We start from the raw sequence: 18,575 nt of genomic DNA on the forward strand, positions 1-18,575 counted from the left end.
TTGATTACCCAGTCAGGACAGCGTCCCTCTACCCATGGGCAGTATGTTGTTACAACACCATATGGTCGCCCATCGGTGACCTTGTTGAATCCGACTACTGCCAGAACATCCCGAGTCTCCAGTTTGCGGCATTTCCTGGTCGGCCCCCATCCCTCACATCGAATATGATCCATCGGCAATCGGTATTCGACTCTATCTCCGCCGTTAAAGGTTTCAATCTTGGGAGCATACTGGGTAACTACTCGCGGTGCATTAGCACTAAGCCCGTGTTTTGACTGAATCTTTGACCGAGCACGTTCACGCATCACTACTCGTCGGCCATTCTTGTCGTCCCACTCTCCGACAATCCGATAGCCGTCTCCCCCGCCTGACATAAAAGCTGTTTTAGCACCACGTAGAAGTAATTCCGAACTTAACGAATCTTCTGAGACCGGCAGTCCTTCAATGCTTCCAAAATCCGTTACCTCCGAAGATGCCTCAGCGATCGGAGCATGAACCATCATTGCGCCGAATGCGACCAAAGCAATGATGCCTAGTCTTTTCCTCATTTGAGCACTTTCTCTCGTGTACTAACTTCGAAGATCTGTGCTTAAGCATATCCGCCAAGTCACTATCAGTACATGCCTTACCGTTCTTGTGGTGTTTTTCACATTGCTCCTAAAGAGCAACACACCTCTGGCAGATGTACATCTGCAACTTCTTAGGGCCTGACCAGCACGAACGCACAAGGGTGAAAAATCGCTTAAGTTCGTCATCGTTCAGACCTCAAAAGTAGGTCTTAACTTCTACAAGTTTTCTTCCTAGCGTCACGCTCATGATGTCGATTCGAGTGGTCAACGCAGTAGATGGGTACGCCTATCTCCTACGCAACGTTGCCACTGCCGACGTCGGCTCAGGGACAAAAACCAAACTCGGTGACTACTACCAAGCCACCGGTACTCCCCCCCTGGCCGCTGGTACGGGCGCGGACTCACCGGCCTCGACTCCACTGCCAATCACAGCGGGCACAACTGTCACCCAGGAGCTCATGGCCGCACTCTACGGTGAGGGGCTTCACCCCGAGGCCGATTCCCGTATCGCCAACGGCGCATCCATTGCTGACGTACAACTCGGTCGCGCCTACCCGTTCTACTCCGGCCGGCATCAGGTACTAAAGGAGCTATCGACCATGGAGAAACAGTTCCGCTACCACGCTGGGCGCAGGCTCACCGAGCAGGAACGAAACACTATCGCGGTCGATGTCGCACGCAAGCACTACAGCGACGAAACCGGCTACTCAAATGCGACGCCAAAGGAGATTCTGGCGTGGGGCAACGAGAAGAAAAACTCCGTTCGCCTAGCTACTGCTGACTTCGACCTGACGTTTTCACCGGTGAAGCCTATCTCTGTGCTGTGGGCACTCGGCAACGAGGAGATGCGGAAAACCATTGAGGCCGTTCACAATGAATGTGTCTCAGCTTGCCTGGATTGGCTCGATGAGACAGCACTGCGTACCCGCTGTGAGGTCAATGGAGTCAAGAAGTTAACGCGCACGCGCGGCCTCATTGCCGCACAGTTTGTCCATTATGACCCCCGTAGTGGTGCTCCGGATCTTCACACACACTGCCTGGTTTCAAACAAAGTCCAAGGCCCCGACGGCCAATGGCGCAGTGTTGATTCACTCTCGTTAATGAAGTCTGCGGTTACTGTATCCACCTACTACAACGCACTGATTAAGATTCGGGGAGAAATTTCCTGGTCGCTTAGCAACTTGTATCGTGTTGCCGACTTCTTTGAAGTCGATATCACCGACCTCCTCCCCCATCGCGTTCCCCAGACGCAAGAAACCCCCGGTTCGCTTTCGTGAACCGAGGGTTCCAACTTAGTGGCGGGGGCTGGATTCGAACCAACGACCTCTGGGTTATGAGCCCAGCGAGCTACCGAACTGCTCCACCCCGCGTCAACTGTCCTGGCTTTTACAAGCACTCACAGCGGGCGCTGACCTCTCCGGCCAACGAGAAGTAACTGTAGCACGGAGGTTCCAACAAAGACCAATCCCCAGGTCATAGCGGGTTTCGCTACAACCTGGGGATCCTATAGACCATAAGAACCTATGATTCTCGGCCCATTACTCACCGTAAGCATTACTGACCATTAGCCTTCTGGTAGTCAGCGGCGGCACGATCGAGCTCGGCAAGTGCCTGGCCTTGCGCTGCGTAGTCACCGTTCTTCTGGGCGTCGTTAAGCTTCTGTAGCGCGTCGGAGATACGGCGAGCGGCGTCGTCACGCGCGGCGACATCGACCTTGCGCTCTTCCTTCGGCGCCTCGCCGTCGGACTCGGCACCGTTCGTGGACTCGGCGGTTTCCTTGTCCTTATCCGCCGGCTGCTCCTCGGCCTCTTCCTCACCGCGGACCTTGGTTACTGCGGAGGCATCGATACCAACCTGGCTCAGAGCCTCAGTAACCGTGGCACCGTAGCCCACCTGACCGCGGTAAGCGACGAGAATACGCAGCAGCTTCGGGAACGCGGTCTCCTGCCCCTTGCGCTGAGTGTAGACCGGTTCGACGTAGAGAATCTCGCCGTCGCCGACCGGCAGCGTCAGTAGGTTGCCATTGGTGACCACGTTCGTGCCCTCGAGCAGGGTACGGTCCTGAGCGACCTCATCGGCGGACATCATCGTGTCCTGCGCCTGACGCGGACCCATGGTCTGGGTATTGGTCGGCAGGGCACGGATGGTGATGCGGCCGTAGGTCTCCGGATCAGAGGACGCACTCATCTGAGCAGCGAGGAACTCGCGCTCCAGACCACGGAAAGCGGAAATCAGCTGGAAGCTCGGCTTACCAGTCTCCGGATCGGAAGCAACAACGTAGTACGGCGGCTGGGAGAGCTTCTGCTCTTCCGGCGCGGTCGGGTCGGACGGGACAGACCAGAAGGAATCGTTAGCGAAGAACACGCCCGGATCGCTGACATGGTACTTGGCCATCAGCTCACGCTGGACCTTGAACAAGTCCTCCGGGTAGCGCAGGTGCTCCTGCAGCTCCTCGGAAATCTCCGACTTTGGCTTCACCACATCCGGGAAGACACCCTCCCAGGCCTTGAGCACCGGATCCTTCTCATCGAACTCGTAGAGCTCAACGGTGCCATCGTAGGCATCGACGGTCGCCTTGACCGAGTTGCGGATGTAGCTGACCTCGCTGTTCGGCAGCGGGCGTGGAGTGCCATCCGGGTTAATGGAGTCCTGTGTGGTTTCCTGGAGGCTCATGCGCTGGGAGTACGGCATCTTGGCCAGCGTGGTGTAGCCGTCGACGATCCACTTCATACGGCCATCGACTACAGCCGGATAGGTCTTGGTGTCAGTGGTCAGCCACGGGGCGACCTTCTGAACACGGTCACGCGGATCGCGGTTGTAGATGATCTTGGAGTCCGGCCCAATGCGGTCGGACAGCAGGATGTTGAGTTCCTGGTAACGGGTGGCGAAAATCATGCGGCTGGCAAGTCCGCCAACGCCAACACCGCCCTCACCGTCGTAGGTGAAGTTTCGGCCGTCAGCATCGTACTCGTAGTCCTTGCCGTCACCATTGCCACCGACAATCGCGTAGTCGGCATCGCTGTTGGCGATAACCGGACCGTAGTAGATACGCGGCTGCTTCAGGTTCAGGTTCATGCCGTTCGGGTCCTCGGACTCGAACAGGTCAGCCACGGTGTACAGCGGGTAACCACCGCGGGCGGAACCGGACTCGGAGGCAACCTCGTCAACCTTATTAGCCGGCGCAGCAACGAAACCATTGCCGTGAGTGTAGACCGTGTGACGGTTAATCCAGTCAGTCTGGTTGCCCTGCAGAGTCTGCGGGTTCAGCTCACGAGCAGCGACAATGAAGTCACGGGACTCCCCATCAATCTGGTAGCGGTCAATGGCAAGCGGATCGGAGAAACCGTAGAAGTTCTTCAGCTGACGTTGCTGAGTGAAAGTACGCGGCAGGACCTCCGGATCCAGGATTCGGATATTGGCCAATGTCGCGGCATCGCGCGAAATCGAATCCGCACCTTCCTTTGCCGCCTCCTTATCGCCTTCCTTTTCAGCCGGAACGCCCCAGTCGCGCTCGACCTTCACCTTGTCGTCGGTAAGCCCGTAGTGGTAGCGCGTCGATTCAATGTTGCGCGCAATGTATTCACGTTCCTTGGAAGCGCGGTTCGGGTTAACCGAGAACTGCTCAACTGCCATCGGCCAGGCCACGCCGATCAGCCCCGCGGAGACCAGCATCAGCACTGTGGCAAACGCCGGAATGGAGAGGTTGCGCAGGAAGATAGAAGCGAAGAATGCAGCGGCCACGACAATTGCGATGACCAGCAGCGTAATCTTTGCCGGCAGCAGCGCATTGATATCGGTGTAGGAACCACCGGTGAAGGTTTTCTGCTTGTTATTCAGCAGCTCATAGCGGTCCAGCCAGTAAGACACAGCCTTGAGCAGCATGAAAACACCGGCCCAGCACGCCAACTGCGCACGAGCCGCATTGGAAACGCGGGTCTTCTCCCCTGTAGTCGGGTTACCTGGGCGGATGCCACCAAGGAAGTAATGTGTCACCAGCGACAGCAGGAACGCAATAACTACCAGGACAACCAGCGTCGAAACGATGTACGACCACAGCGGCAACTGGAATGCGTAGAAGCCCAAGTCCTTGCCATACTGCGGGTCAGTCTCACCGAAGGACTGCCGGTTTAAGAACAGCTGCACCGTCTGCCAATTACCCTGCCCCACAAGGCCACCGAGTACGCCGAATACAACGGGCAGCGTGGTGAACATCGACTTCGAACCGGATTCAGCCATCCGTCGGTACACTGCCTGCGGGCTGCGTGGATCCGTCAGTCCGAGGTCGACGGGCCGCGAGCGCCACGCCAGCCACATAGATAGAAATGTCAGTGCGCCCGCTATCAGGCCTACAGTGATAAACAGGACGATACGAGTGAGCCACGTGGTGGCGAATACCCCTCGATACCCCACTTCACCGAACCACTGAAAGTCCGTATAAAAATTGACGGCGATTGGAATAACAAAGGTCAGCGCGGCAATCACCAACACGGTAATTGCCAGCCACCCCGGTCGGCCACCCGCCGATCGTCTCGGTCGAGTCTGGTTTAGAGACAACGTCTCTCCTGTTCGAGTTGAGCTTGACTTGCCAGCGAGCTGGTAAGTCGGTCGTACGCTTATCTGTCATCTACTCTAAATAAAGTTCCTAACATTTGACTAAGGATGCTGTTAATACAGCGTTGCCAGGAAAGGGGCGTCGTCAAGCGTCATGAGCGAAAACAACGGCACTCAGACTCATCTCAGCCAGCAGGCACTCAATCGCGCCGTGCGCGAAGCTGTCGAATACGTCCACACCGAAGGTTGGGACCGCGCTCCGAGCCTCTTCGCCCTCGTCCCCACCGCCGCGCTTGCCGACGTGCTTGCCGACGAGCTGATTGACAGCGCCCCATTGACTGTCGTTGCGCAGGAACCCCTCCCCGAGGGAATTGAAGGCGGTAGCCCTGAGTTGGCGGACTTTATCGCTCGGACATCGTGGCCGGCAGGTGTCGTCGGTGCCGTGTTAGCGCAGGAAATAATGGTCATCGCTCCGGAGCAGGCGGACAGCTTTGAGGGTGCATCCCTGGACGAGGTGCGGGCACAGGCGGATGGTGAGGCGGCTCGCCAGGCACGTCTTTTCAGTGGTGTTATCAGCGAAGGTCCACACCTAACACTGATCCAACCTCGCCCCACAGAGGCGGAACTGGATGAGCGTGGGCCCTTTGCTGAAGATGAGATTGAGCTAAAAGATGGTTCTGGGGTAGCCGATGGTGTCATCGCTGCGTTGTATTCCACGTTCGGAAGCGCCTCATAAATCCACCTACCAGCGATAAGAGACAAAAAGAGGTATTGAAAGCGCCGAATATACATATAACTAGCTGATTCCGGTTGACATCGGACTTAGAACCTAGTTGTATAACAAAGTGATAAAGGCGCGTCTCTAAGTATCCGCTCAGGGTTCTGTCGGACTTGGTTCTGTCGGACTTGGTTCTTCCAGGGACGGTCTGTGGCGAAGAAATCGCGAGTGTAGCGCGAGTTTTTCCTTCTATAGGTTTTCAACTAAGAGGTTTTTAATTATGAAGAACAACGTTGTTCGCCGTGCAGCAGCCTCGGCAGCTGCAGCTTCTGCGCTGGCAGCCTCCCTCCTGACCGGTGGTGTTGCCAACGCTCTTCCTACTGGTAACTACGTTGCCTTCGGCGATTCCTTCGCTGCTAACCCGGGTCAGTCCGATCCAGCCGTACCGGGCCGTGGTGGCTGCCCGATTTCGGTCTCGAACATCGGCTCTCACGTTGCTCGTGAGACTGGTCTTGAACTGCACGACTACTCCTGCAACGGCACTACCGCTTTCATGCCGACTCAGCCGCAGAAGTCCCTGATGGGCCAGGTTGACAACGCCATCGCTCAGGGCTCCCTCGGCCCGGCTACCCAGCTAGTAACCATCTACGTTGGCGCCAATGACGCGATGCAGGGCGCTGTGCTGCCAATGCCGGTTCAGGATGACCTGTACACCACCAACGTTGTGGCCGCTGTGGAGAAGATCAAGGCCGCTAACCCAACTGCTCGCGTCATGCTGATTGGTTACCCGGCTTTCACCTCTAATGACCCGACTCACTACGCTTGCCCGGTTAACGCCGCAGGTTTTGCACCGCACATTCCGGCTGCCGGTATGCACCACTTTGAGATGGCTCTGCAGAACCGCCAGATGCGTGCTGCCGCTGAATCCGGTATCGGTTTCGTCAACATGAAGGAGGTCACCAACATCGACGTCGCAATGTGCGGTCCGGACGGTGAGCGTCAGGTCTCCGCAATTCTGGATACCGATGTTGCTTCCTACAACATGACCAACCACCCGACCTTCCACGGTTCGGCAGTTGCTGGCACCACTATCGCCAACGTCTACAAGAGCACCTTCTAAGGTCTTTCGACGTCGCTCAGACGTCTTCAAGTACAACGAAAAATCCCCGGTCGTAATGACGGGTTAAGTAGCAAAAAGTGTGTCTGACTTTCAGCATTACTGCTGATTAGGCTGGGTAAATCGGGCGGATATAAGCATCAAGACCTTATATCCGCCCGATTAGTGTTCAATCCACCGGAATGGCACCCGCATGTGCTAATCGGGGGTTGGTGTGCTTTCCGGGTGAGTAAAAACAGACCACGATGCCCGATATGCGCTGGGCAAATGAAGAAAAACGGAACCACTTCTAAAGGCACAACCAGGTGGCGATGCAAGGACCCGAACTGCGGCAGTTCCACGACACGAACCCGCACCGACCGCACGCAGACCCGCGACTTTAAAGCCTTCGTCTCTTATGCCACCTCCACAGCAACGTTGTCTGAACTCGCCCAGCAACAAGGGGTAAGCCGTTGGACACTTGACCGCCGATTCAAACCGTTCTGGCTCATCGACATCCCCAACGACGGTGACCCACAGCGCATCTACGACCAGATCTTCATCGACGGTACCTACACCGCCGCCGGATGCTTGCTCGTCGCAGCCAGCCACGACCACGTCATCGCATGGCACTGGACCAAACACGAAACCGCCCACGCCTACACGCAGCTACTCCGCAAAATCGCTGAGCCGCTCTGCGTCGTCCTCGACGGCGGACAAGGCGCACTTACTGCGATTAAAGCCTGCTGGCCGAACGCGATAATCCAACGATGCCTCGTCCATGCGCAACGCGTCATCCGCCGCTACACCACATCACGACCACGCACCGACGCCGGCAAAGCCATCTACGCCCTGGCGTTGAAACTGACCCGTATCACCACACTCGACCAGGCACGGGAGTGGACGCTGCGTCTGCACGACTTCGGACAGGTATTCAAAGCATTCCTCAACGAGAAAACGCCCGTGTCAAAAGAGCGCCGCACACTCAACAACCAGTGGGAATGGACCCATCTGCGAGTTCGCAAGGCATACAACTCCCTGCTGCACCTCTCACGGAAAGGATGGCTGTTTACCTACCTGCAGCCACCACCAGAAGCACTCGAACCACAGCGCTGGGCATCAACAACCAACAGTCTGGAAGGCGGCATCAACGCCGGGCTCAAACGCATCGCCGACGCGCATCGCGGCAGGTCCGGGGAACGCCAACGAAAAATGCTCGAGTGGTACCGGGTTAAGTGACAAAAAGTGTGTCTGATTTTCAGCCTATTTGCTGGTCAGGCCGCATAAAACGGGCTTATATAAGGTTCCAGACCTTATTCAGGCCCGTTTCTTGCTCAATCCACCGGAATGGCTCCTGCATGTGGTAACAGGGGCCTGGTTGTCTTTCTGGGTGACTCCAAACAGACCCCGATGCCCTATATGCGCTGGGCAAATGAAGAAAAACGGCACCACAACCAAAGGGACAACCAGGTGGCGATGCAAAAACCCTGACTGCGGATGCTCAACAACACGACACCGCCCCGATCAGACCCACACCCGGGATTTCAAAGCGTTTCACACCTACGTCACCGGCACTGCTTCTTTAACCAAGGTGGCCGACACCTTGAATGTCTCCCGGCGCACACTCGACCGCCGGTTCACCTCATTGTGGCTTATCGATGTCCCTAACACCCCCGATCCCAACCGGGTCTACGACCAAATCTTCATCGACGGCACCTACACCGACGCTGGCTGCTTACTTGTGGCAGCCAGCCACGACCACGTCATCGCATGGCACTGGACACAACGCGAAACCGCCCACGCCTACACCCAACTACTCAAAAACATCGCCCCACCACTATGCGTTGTCCTCGACGGTGGCCAAGGCGCCTACTCAGCAATCAAAACCTGCTGGCCAACCACCCGCATCCAACGCTGCCTTGTCCATGCCCAACGCGTGGTCCGTCGCTACACCACCAGCCGTCCACGCACCGACGCAGGCAAAGCTATCTACGCCCTGGCGTTGAAACTGACCCGTATCGCCACACTCGACCAGGCACGGGAGTGGACGCTGCGCCTGCATGACTTCGGACAGGTATTCAAAGCATTCCTCAACGAAAAAACACCCCTCCCCAAAGAACGCCGCACCCTCAACAACCAGTGGGAATGGACCCACCTGCGAGTTCGCAAGGCATACAACTCACTGCTGCACCTATCGCGCAATAACTGGCTGTTTACCTACCTGCAGCCACCACCAGAAGCACTCGAACCACAGCGCTGGGCATCAACAACCAACAGTCTGGAAGGCGGCGTCAACGCCCAGCTCAAACGCATCGCCGACGCGCATCGCGGCAGGTCCGGGGAACGCCAACGCAAAATGCTCGAGTGGTACCTGCACTCGAAAACGCAACTGCCTGACGACCCGCTAAAGATCGCCAGGCAGTGCAATTACGGACAAGATCAACTCGCCAAAGTCAACGATCTTGTCCCAGAAGACCACAACAAAGCCGACCACGAAACAGGACGACCAGCCTTCTACGACAACGCTATCCCAACCGAATACCAACACAACATAGGAATCCGGAAAGGGCCCATGAGATAAAAAGGGCCCACCCGGCGACACACCGAGCGGACACACTTTTTGTCACTTAACCCGTGGTACCTGCACTCGAAAACGCAACTGCCTGACGACCCATTAAAGATCGCCAGGCAGTGCAATTTCGGCCAAGATCAACTCGCCAAAGTCAACGATCTTGTCGAAGAAGACCACAACAAAGCCGACCATGAAACAGGCCGACCAGCCTTCTACGACAACGCTATCCCAACCGAGTACGAACACTCGATAGGAATCAGAAAAGGCCCCATGAAGTAACAAACGGTGTGCCCGCCCCGCAACACGCCGAGCGGACACACTTTTTGCTACTTAACCCGTAATGACCGGGGATTTCCATTTGTGGAGCTGCCGAGAATTGAACTCGGGTCCACCGCCAACTCGCCAGGGCTTCTCCGTGCGCAGTTCGCACAATCGCCTCTACTCGACCCTTCGGCTCAGGCAAACATGTCCGAATGACGGGCCCAGCCGCAAGTAAGAAGATCCCCGATGAGCCTTACGGCACACCCATCGGGCGAGCCCTTTTAAGTCGATGCCAGGGTCCGGACCAAAGGGCAAGCCCGGCCTGACAGACACGCTAGTCGCTTAATTAGGCAGCGAGAGCGTAGTCGCGCTGAGTGTTCTCGGCGCTTAATCAGTTGCTACGACGCTTAACGGTGGTCTCTAGCCTGCACCGGCACGCTTCCCCTGGCTCACTGTACGGTGTCGAAACCATGTCAGCCCCATACAATGCCTTCGAGCACGGGAAAGTGCGTAGCACTCAAAGGATGTTCAAGAATAACGCTTTACGACGAGGAAAGTCAACAGACCTCGTCGTAAAGCCAGCAGCTTCCCACCCACATGTCAACTCCGAGTTGACACCGATGTCAACCAATGGTTGACTGCAGTCATGGATCCATTGACGACAATCCGTCACCGACTGCAAGCAACGAACATTGCCGAACAAGAACTTGAAGATGCCGTGGCGCAGGCTCGCACAGCGGGCCACTCATGGGCAGAGATTGGAAATGTACTCAATATCTCCCGGCAAGCGGCATTCAAGCGGTTCGGAAGTGTCCAAAACCCCGTTTCAGGAGAATTGATGACTGCCACAAAAACTACACATATCGCCGAGCTCGGCGAAAAATTCCTTCGCCACATCATCAACGGCGAAGAAGCAGAAACCGTAAGCATGATTTCCCCAAAGCTCCGGAAGGACCTCCCCTGGTCCACTATCTACTCTGTCTGGGAAGATGTTCTCACCGAGACTGGGGCGTTCGAATCTTTCGACGACACCCAAGTCACCAGCCTCGGGGGAACCAGGACTAAGGAACCGACCTCGCAGAAACTCCTGTCGAAGATTCTCGGCACAAGTCTCGTCATCACCACCCTCAAACATGAGGCTGGCGAATGGATGGCTCGAGTTGCCTTTGACCGTCACGAAAACGTCATTGGCCTGCTCATCCTCCCAGTCGATGCGACTGAGTTCCCCTTCTAATAGAGCCCTCTTCTAATGAAGACCTCTCCTACCCCTTGATGCCCTTCACACGGCGGCCCAGCGCACGAGTAGCTTCGCGCTCCTCCGTGCGTCGCTTGATGTCCTGGCGCTTGTCATAGTCCTGTTTACCGCGGGCGAGTGCGAGCTCGACTTTCAAGCGACCGTCGGTGAAGTACAGCTTCAGGGGTACAAGCGTGTTGTTGCCATCGCGGACCTTGCCCCACAGGGTGTCAATCTCCTTGCGGTGCAACAACAGCTTGCGCGAACGACGCGGCGAGTGATTAGTCCACGAACCGTAGGAGTACTCCGGGATATGCAGCCCGCGGAGCCACACTTCGCCGTCGTCGATGGTCGCGAAGGCGTCGTTAAGCGATGCTTTGCCCTCGCGCAGCGCCTTGACCTCAGTGCCCACGAGAACGACACCGCATTCGTAGGTGTCCAGAATGTTGTAGTCATGGCGGGCACGACGATTGGTGGCCACCACCGCGTTGTTGGCGCTGACCTTTTCTTTCTTCGACTTCTTCTTGCCCATAACCTGCTTAACTCTAGTCGAAGAAGGTGCACTACAGCTATTTCCTAGCTATTCCCTTAACTTTCCCTTGTGCGCCTCCTTGCAGCCAACATATATATGCCTCTGGCCTTTTACGTTGTGACGCAACTTACTTTCCCCTAACCTTTTACCAACGTCTAACACAGAGGGATTTATATATGGGACAGTCAAAAACGTTGGAACCGGACAAAGCGCCACCGAAGCCAAAGGGGTTCCTAGCAACACTGGAACGTATCGGCAACGCACTGCCAAATCCATTTTGGCTATTCGTGATTCTTGCCGGTGTAGTCATCGTTTCTTCGTGGCTCGGTGAGGCTGCGGGTATGCAGGCCAAGGATCCCGCGTCGGGTGACATCATCGAGGTGGAAAGCCTCGCTACCGCTGAGTATCTGCAAAAGATGGTTTCTGAGGCGGTAACGAACTTCACGGACTTCGCACCAGTTGGCCTGATTCTGGTGTGCATGCTCGGTGTCGCAATTGCGGAGTACTCCGGTTACATCGGCTCGGCAATCCGCGCGGCAATTTCCAAGGTGCACTCCCCTGTCCTGCTGACATTCATTGTTGCACTGGCCGGCGTGACTGGTTCAATCGCTTCTGATGCCGTCTACGTGATTCTCATTCCGCTGGGTGCCGCCTCATTTGCCGCCGTTGGTCGTAACCCTATTGTCGGTGCGATGGTCGCCTTTGCCGCCTCGTCGGCCGGGTTCAATTCGTCACTGGTGCTCAACATTACCGATGTGCTGCTGGCAGGTATCTCCACGCATGCTGCGCACTTCGTAGATCCGGAATACGTAGTTTCGCCGCTGGCCAACTACTTCTTCACTATGGCCTCGTCGATTGTGCTGGCTCTGATTATTACCGCCGTTACTGAACTGTTTATTACCAAGCACGTGGAGAAGACCGTCCACGACGACCACATTGACCACGATGCCGCGGAATTCACCAAACCGGGCGCTTCGGAGGAAGCTGCCGAGGAAAACGCCAAGAAGGAGGAGCGGAACACCGCATCTAGCAGCTCCAGCAATGGCCGCGACAAGCTAATCCTCAACGATGCCGAACGACGTGGCCTCCGCTACGGCAACATCGCCGCTGTCATCTTCCTGGCGCTTTGGTTCGCTGCCCTGTTCATCCCGGGTTCGCCTCTGCGCGGCGAAGGCGACGGCATCTTGAATTCCGTGCTGCTTACCGACGTCGTGGCGTCCATCGCCCTCTTCTTCGCAGTGGTCGGCATTGCGTACGGCATCGGTGCCAAAACCATCACCTCCTCAGCAGACGTGCCCGCCTTCATGGAACGCGGCCTGGGCACACTGACCACAATGATGGTGCTCTTCTTCGCCGTCTCGCAGTTCACGGCCTACTTCAAGTGGTCCAATATCGGCCAGTGGACCGCTATCAAGGGCTCCGAATTCCTGACCAAGGCGGATCTGCCGCCGCTGTTGCTCTTTGCTGCCTTCGTCCTGATGGTGGCTGTTCTCAACCTGCTGATTACCTCGGGCTCCGCACAGTGGGCTCTGATGGCGCCGGTCGTTGTGCCGATGCTGATGTACGTCAACGTCTCTCCAGAGGTCTCCCAGCAGCTATTCCGTATTGGTGACTCCCCGACCAACATCATTACGCCGATGTCGCCGTACTTTGCGCTGGCGCTGACTTTCCTGCAGAAGTACTACAAGCCTGCGGGTGTCGGCACGCTGATGTCGCTGGCTATCCCGTACTCGCTGTGCATGATGGTGGGCTGGTTCCTATTCTTCGTCCTCTGGTATCTCGCGGGCATTCCGCTGGGGCCGGGGGTTCCGGTGCGTTAACTCACAGCCACTAGGAGATTGAGGGATTGGTCGAATTTTTCGCCCAATCCCTCACTTATTTGTGGCACCCGGGCTTAATATTGCGTACGGTCGCCACCACAACGGGCGTCGTAAAGCGAAAACGTACACACATTGAGCACACATTGAGACGCGGATATAACCTATGCCAACAAAGCACCTAAAATTTACGGGATCGACCGGCGAGACTCTGGCTGCATCAATTGATTTGCCGGACGGTCAGCCACGCGCGTGGGCGCTATTTGGTCATTGCTTCACGTGTAATCGGATGGTGCCCGGCGCGTCACGCACCTGCAAGGCGCTGGCGAAGAAGGGCATTGCGGCATTCCGGTTCGACTTCACTGGCCTCGGGCAGTCCACTGGTGATTTCGGTGAGACGACGTTCCAGACCAACATCGATGACCTTAAGGCCGCCTACGAGTTCATGGAGGCAGAATTTGAGGCCCCCTCGCTACTGATTGGGCACTCGCTCGGTGGCGCAGCGGCGCTGAACGCCGGCCACGATATGCCGAAAATCAAGGCGGTAGCGACAATCGGTGCACCCTTCGATCCGGCACACTCGATTGTGCGCATCGCCGGTGACATTTCGACGGTCGATGAGCACGGCACGCAGGTTCTGCAGATTGAAGGTCGTGGCATTCCCATCTCCCGTGAGTTCTTGGAAGTGTTGGCGGACTACAACCCGGAGGTTTATCTCAGCCAGCTGCGCAAGCCACTGCTTATTCTGCACTCCCCGACCGACCAGACTGTTGGTATCGATAGCGCCCAGAAGATTTTCCAGGTCTCTCGCTATCCAAAATCCCTGATGAGCTTGGATCGCGCAGACCACTTGCTCACTCGCGCTAAGTCCGCCGCGCGCGCTGCTGACCTGATTTATGCGTGGGCGGATAGCTATCTTCCGGAGGCTGAATAGCCCTGTTATCATTAGGGGTTATGGACACAACTGAACACTCTGGCCACTCACACGGCCACGGTCATTCACACGGTCATTCACACGGCCATGACCACGCTCATATTGACCCCGCGAATACTCCTGCCCGTCGCCTGCTCGCAGCTGCGGGTCTAACTCTTGTCGTATTTCTCGCCGAGCTCATCGGCGGCTTGGTCTCGGGTTCACTGGCGCTGCTGGCAGATGCCGGCCATATGGTGACGGACTCCGCAGGCCTGCTTATGGCAGTTGCCGGTTTGGCTATCGCCCAGCGCGGAGCCAATCACCGCGCGACGTACGGGTACCGTCGTGTTGAGGTTCTGACTGCTCTCGTCAACGGTCTGACAGTTTTCATCATTGCCGCTGTGATTCTCTGGGGCGCAATCCGGCGATTCGGGTCAGTGGAGCAATCTGAGATTCAAACCACGTCGATGCTCATCATCGCAGTCATCGGCCTGCTCACCAATGTGATTGCGGCGTTTCTGCTCGCCGGCGCTGCCAAGGAAAGCGTCAACGTCCGCGGCGCGTATCTGCACGTGCTTGTCGACGCCGCTGGTTCGGTCGCCGTCATTATCTCCGCTATCGCTATCGCATACACCGGCTGGACTGCCATCGACTCGGTGGTCTCTATCGTGATTGCGCTCTTCATCGTCCCCCGAGCCGCCGTTCTGGTGCGCGACTGTCTCCACGTGTTGCTGGAGTACACCCCGAAGGGCGTCGACACTGAGAGAATCACTGCTGACCTGTCTGACTTGGACGGAGTGGTCGATGTCCACGATCTCCACGTCTGGTCCCTCAACGGCAGCGACCTACTGGCATCTGTCCATCTCGTGCGCTGCGACACGCTCCCCAACGGCGACGAGCACGCATTGCTCGACCGCGCGCAGGCACTGCTTCACGACGTCCACGGGATTGAACACGCCACGGTGCAAATTGAAAGAACCGGGCACGCTGACCACGAGTACCCGGCTCATACCTAAAATGTTCGGCTAGTAGCTGAAGTAAGATGCTAGCCCTCGAGCTGCTCCCCTAGCTCCAGCCACTCCATCTCTAACTGTTCCTTTTCCTCCGCAACCTCACCAGCTCGGCGATCGAGGTCCGCCAGCTTTTGTGTGTCCAAGTTGGCTACATCAGCACTCGCTTCCGCCATCTGCGCATGCAGTTCACTTTCTTGCTGGCTGAGCTTCGCCATCTTCCGCTCCAGAGCACTCATCTTCTTCTGGACAGCATGAGCTTCCGCAGCCGAGAGCTTCGAGGTATCCTCCTCTGAAGCTGCGCCACGGGTCTGCGGACTACCGGCATTTGCTTGAGAGGCACCACCACTAGCGGCCGAGTCAGCCAGCTGTGCGCGACGCTGGAGGTACTGACTAATCCCGCCTGGCAAGTTCGTCAGCTCGCCATCGCCGAAGAGGGCCCAGGTCGAGTCGGCAATACGCTCAATCAGGTAGCGGTCGTGCGAGATGACCACCAACGTGCCCGGCCAATTGTCCAGCAGGTCTTCCAATTCCTGCAGCGTGTCAATATCCAGGTCATTCGTCGGCTCGTCGAGCAGCAGGAAGTTCGGCTCACTCATCAACACGCGTGTGAGTTGCAAGCGGCGACGCTCACCGCCGGAGAGGTCTGCGATTGGGGTGCGCTGCCGCTTCGGGGAAAAACCCAGTCGCTCCGCCAGTTGCGAGGCGCTAATCTGCTTCTTGCCCAGGTCAATGTAGGTCGCCACGTCCTCCACAGCGTCGAGCACACGCATATCCAGCGGCAGATCATCGAGCTCCTGTCGCAGCCAACCCAGACGCACCGTCTTGCCCTCAATCCGCTTGCCATCGCTTAAGGGGTAGTCTCCCGCCAATGCGCGCAACAAAGTCGTCTTACCCGAGCCGTTGACACCGACCAGGCCAATGCGCTCGCCGGGGGCCAGACGCCACGTGACGTCGTTAAGCAATTCCCTACCATCGGGCGTTTCCAGGGACGCATGCTCTAGCTCTACGACCACCTTGCCCTGTCGACGCTGCGAAAACGCCATCAACTCCACGGAATCACGCGGCGCCGGGACATCGGCGATGAGAGCCTCAGCTGCTTCGATGCGGTAGCGAGGCTTCGAGGTGCGGGCCGGCGCACCCCGGCGCAACCACGCGAGTTCCTTACGCGCAAGGTTCTGGCGACGCTGCTCGGCGGCATCGGCTTGGCGCGCACGCTCGGCACGCGCGAACGTCCAGTCGTTGTAACCGCCATCGTAAAAATCGACGGTGCCATCGTGGACTTCCCACGTCTTCGTGGCAACGGTATCCAGGAACCAACGATCGTGCGTGACGACGACCAGGGCTGCCCGGCGCGAAAGAACATGATCGGCCAACCACTGCACACCCTCAATATCGAGGTGGTTCGTTGGCTCATCGAGAATGAGCAGATCCAGATCTCGGACCAGCGCGGCCGCCAGGTTAACGCGACGGCGCTCACCACCGGAGAGATTGGCGACCTTGGTATCCATACCGAGGTCATTGATACCGATGCCATCGAGGACCTCGCGGATGGAAGCGTTACCCGCCCACTCGTGTTCAGCGAGTCCCAGCGGTGCAATGACGCACTCAAACACGGTGGAATTCGGGTCGAGCTCGGCGCCCTGGGTGACATGCGCCATGGCCATGTCGTTGGCTCGCGAAATACGTCCGGAGTCCGCTGGCTCCACGCCTGCCAGAATCTTCAGCAGTGTGGACTTGCCGCCACCGTTCAAACCGACAACACCGATGCGGTCGCCCTCTTGAACGCCGAGGCTGACGCCGTCGAGCAGAGTCTTGAGCCCGAAGGACTTAGAAATATTCTCGCAATTAATCAGATTCGCCATGATGAGTATTTATTGTGCCCCATTCGACGTTGCCAAGCACACGCCGAACATACCAAGCCACCGGCAGCTCCTCGAACTGCTCTCGGGTTACCCATTTAAATTCCGGATGCTCGCCGCTGAGCTGGACATTCTGCGTGTCGTCGGCCTCGCGTACTAGAAAGGTCACCGTGTGGAAGCGGAAATTCTCCCCGCCCAAGTCCGGATTGGAATAATGGGCAAATTCGCTGACCTCCGCTGCGCGCAAGCCGGCCTCTTCACGCAGTTCGCGCACAGCGGCCTCCACGGGCTCCTCCCCCGCGTCTAGCTTGCCACCGGGCAAATCCCACTGGCCCCCGAGGAAGCCCTCGTATTCACGCAGCAGAAGCAGCAAACGGTCACCGCGGAAAACTATGCAGTTGCACACCCAGCCGTCGTCGTCAGGCCAGAACTTAGTCCAAGCCAGGCTGCGCGGTTCGCGCCGGCCGATCTCGGCCCTACTGGGGGTGTCATCACGGTGCATGGGGAAAGATCGCCTGTCCTTTATTAAAAGCGCTAGTCTCGTGAGACCTCAGCGAGGCGAACGAAATCGGCAATTTCGAGCTTCTCTCCTCGCTGCTTGGGGTCAATCCCCGCTGCCATAAGCGCTTCTTCGGCTGCGGCACCAGATCCGTAAATCCCCGATAGGGCCGCACGGAGGGTCTTGCGACGTTGCGCAAAAGCAGCGTCGATAAGCGGGAAAAGGCGCGCGCGAAATTGCGGCGAAATCTCCCACGGAGCCTCGGGGGCATCGGCGGCATTGGAGTTCTCAGGAGCGTCGGAGCGGGCGTAGCAGTCAATGCGCACAAGCCCGGAATCAACCTTCGGGACCGGCCAAAAGACGTGCGGACCAATGGCACCGGCGCGACGCACTGTGCCGTAGTAGGCGGCCTTGACGCTGGGGACGCCGTAAATCTTGGAGCCCGGCTGAGCCGCCAGCCGGTCAGCGACCTCAGACTGCACCATCACGAGCACGCGGCGGATGGTGGGGAGCTCGGCAAGCATGTGCAGCAGCACCGGTACAGAAACGTTGTATGGCAGATTGGCCACCAGCGCATCTGGGGCGGTCCGAAAGTCCTCGCGACTGACTTTCAACGCATCTTTCTCAATGAGCTCTAGCGCGCAGCCGTCAGCGCGCTCAGCGACTGTCTGGGGCAAACGCTCCGCCAACCGAGAATCGATTTCAACAGCCGCGGCGCGGCCGCAGTGTTCGAGCAGCCCGAGGGTCAGCGAGCCCAAGCCGGGGCCAACCTCAACAGGGTAGGAATCCTCCGGCAAGTCCGCCGCAGCGACAATTCGACGCACGGTGTTGGCGTCGTGGACGAAGTTCTGCCCCAATTTCTTCGTCGGGACAATATCCAACTGCGCCGCCAAGTCGCGTACTTCGACCGGCCCCAAGAAAGAAACTTCTGCTTTAGTCAC

Annotated in this window: 13 protein-coding genes, 1 tRNA gene, 1 other RNA gene and 2 pseudogenes; 10 read left to right on the forward strand and 7 right to left on the reverse strand. The window is 57.5% G+C overall.

Annotated elements, in window-relative coordinates; all coding sequences use genetic code 11:
- Nucleotides 1-814 precede the first annotated feature (814 nt).
- Nucleotides 815-1,846 carry a hypothetical protein gene (locus EGX79_08775; GenBank protein ID AYX82268.1) on the forward strand — a complete coding sequence of 344 codons (1,032 nt, stop codon included), beginning with the start codon at nucleotides 815-817 and terminating at the stop codon, nucleotides 1,844-1,846.
- Between the two features lie 16 nt (nucleotides 1,847-1,862).
- Here the strand turns inward: EGX79_08775 and EGX79_08780 are convergent.
- Nucleotides 1,863-1,939 (reverse strand) — tRNA-Met (locus tag EGX79_08780).
- Between the two features lie 184 nt (nucleotides 1,940-2,123).
- Nucleotides 2,124-5,123 carry a UPF0182 family protein gene (locus tag EGX79_08785; protein ID AYX82269.1) on the reverse strand — a complete coding sequence of 1,000 codons (3,000 nt, stop codon included), beginning with the start codon at nucleotides 5,121-5,123 and terminating at the stop codon, nucleotides 2,124-2,126.
- Between the two features lie 151 nt (nucleotides 5,124-5,274).
- Between EGX79_08785 and EGX79_08790 the strand changes: the two genes are divergently transcribed.
- The 5 genes and pseudogenes from EGX79_08790 (at nucleotide 5,275) to EGX79_08810 (ending at nucleotide 9,785) form a co-directional block, all read left to right on the forward strand.
- Nucleotides 5,275-5,856: a hypothetical protein gene (locus EGX79_08790; protein ID AYX82270.1), complete on the forward strand. Its 582-nt coding sequence runs from the start codon at nucleotides 5,275-5,277 to the stop codon at nucleotides 5,854-5,856.
- A gap of 262 nt (nucleotides 5,857-6,118) precedes the next feature.
- A complete protein-coding gene (locus EGX79_08795) occupies nucleotides 6,119-6,958 on the forward strand; it encodes a hypothetical protein (GenBank protein AYX82271.1) in 840 nt (279 codons plus the stop codon).
- 162 nt (nucleotides 6,959-7,120) lie between these two features.
- Nucleotides 7,121-8,161: pseudogene (locus EGX79_08800) on the forward strand (IS1249 family transposase).
- Between the two features lie 103 nt (nucleotides 8,162-8,264).
- Nucleotides 8,265-9,515, forward strand: a complete 1,251-nt coding sequence (locus EGX79_08805; GenBank protein ID AYX82777.1) for an IS1249 family transposase — start codon at nucleotides 8,265-8,267, stop codon at nucleotides 9,513-9,515.
- Between the two features lie 54 nt (nucleotides 9,516-9,569).
- Nucleotides 9,570-9,785 (forward strand): annotated as a pseudogene (locus EGX79_08810) (IS256 family transposase).
- A gap of 79 nt (nucleotides 9,786-9,864) precedes the next feature.
- Here EGX79_08810 and ssrA read toward each other — a convergent pair.
- Nucleotides 9,865-10,248, reverse strand: a transfer-messenger RNA (tmRNA) gene (ssrA, locus tag EGX79_08815).
- Nucleotides 10,249-10,605: 357 nt separating this feature from the next.
- On the opposite strand from ssrA, the gene EGX79_08820 reads away from it, so the two are divergent.
- Entirely contained in the window at nucleotides 10,606-11,001 is a 396-nt protein-coding gene (locus tag EGX79_08820; GenBank protein AYX82272.1) for a hypothetical protein, read from the forward strand.
- 28 nt (nucleotides 11,002-11,029) lie between these two features.
- Here EGX79_08820 and smpB read toward each other — a convergent pair whose 3' ends face one another.
- A complete protein-coding gene (smpB, locus tag EGX79_08825) occupies nucleotides 11,030-11,533 on the reverse strand; it encodes an SsrA-binding protein SmpB (GenBank protein AYX82273.1) in 504 nt (167 codons plus the stop codon).
- A gap of 176 nt (nucleotides 11,534-11,709) precedes the next feature.
- Between smpB and EGX79_08830 the strand changes: the two genes are divergently transcribed.
- The 3 genes from EGX79_08830 (at nucleotide 11,710) to EGX79_08840 (ending at nucleotide 15,279) form a co-directional block, all read left to right on the forward strand.
- On the forward strand, nucleotides 11,710-13,353 hold the full coding sequence (locus tag EGX79_08830) for an AbgT family transporter (GenBank protein ID AYX82274.1): 1,644 nt from the start codon (nucleotides 11,710-11,712) through the stop codon (nucleotides 13,351-13,353).
- Nucleotides 13,354-13,516: 163 nt separating this feature from the next.
- The gene (locus EGX79_08835; protein ID AYX82275.1) at nucleotides 13,517-14,284 is read left to right on the forward strand and encodes an alpha/beta fold hydrolase; all 768 of its coding nucleotides are present in this window, start codon (nucleotides 13,517-13,519) and stop codon (nucleotides 14,282-14,284) included.
- 20 nt (nucleotides 14,285-14,304) lie between these two features.
- Nucleotides 14,305-15,279, forward strand: a complete 975-nt coding sequence (locus EGX79_08840; GenBank protein AYX82276.1) for a cation transporter — start codon at nucleotides 14,305-14,307, stop codon at nucleotides 15,277-15,279.
- A gap of 29 nt (nucleotides 15,280-15,308) precedes the next feature.
- Here the strand turns inward: EGX79_08840 and EGX79_08845 are convergent, their stop codons facing one another.
- The 3 genes from EGX79_08845 to rsmA are packed head-to-tail and all read right to left on the reverse strand — an operon-like array spanning nucleotide 15,309 to nucleotide 18,575.
- Nucleotides 15,309-17,138, reverse strand: a complete 1,830-nt coding sequence (locus EGX79_08845; protein ID AYX82277.1) for an ABC transporter ATP-binding protein — start codon at nucleotides 17,136-17,138, stop codon at nucleotides 15,309-15,311.
- On the reverse strand, nucleotides 17,122-17,637 hold the full coding sequence (locus tag EGX79_08850) for an NUDIX hydrolase (protein ID AYX82278.1): 516 nt from the start codon (nucleotides 17,635-17,637) through the stop codon (nucleotides 17,122-17,124). The genes EGX79_08845 and EGX79_08850 overlap by 17 nt, the downstream gene beginning before the upstream one ends.
- A gap of 32 nt (nucleotides 17,638-17,669) precedes the next feature.
- The gene (gene rsmA, locus EGX79_08855) at nucleotides 17,670-18,575 is read right to left on the reverse strand and encodes a 16S rRNA (adenine(1518)-N(6)/adenine(1519)-N(6))-dimethyltransferase RsmA (GenBank protein AYX82279.1); all 906 of its coding nucleotides are present in this window, start codon (nucleotides 18,573-18,575) and stop codon (nucleotides 17,670-17,672) included.

The organism is Corynebacterium jeikeium, assembly GCA_003955985.1.
Taxonomy (GTDB): Bacteria; Actinomycetota; Actinomycetes; order Mycobacteriales; family Mycobacteriaceae; genus Corynebacterium; species Corynebacterium jeikeium_D.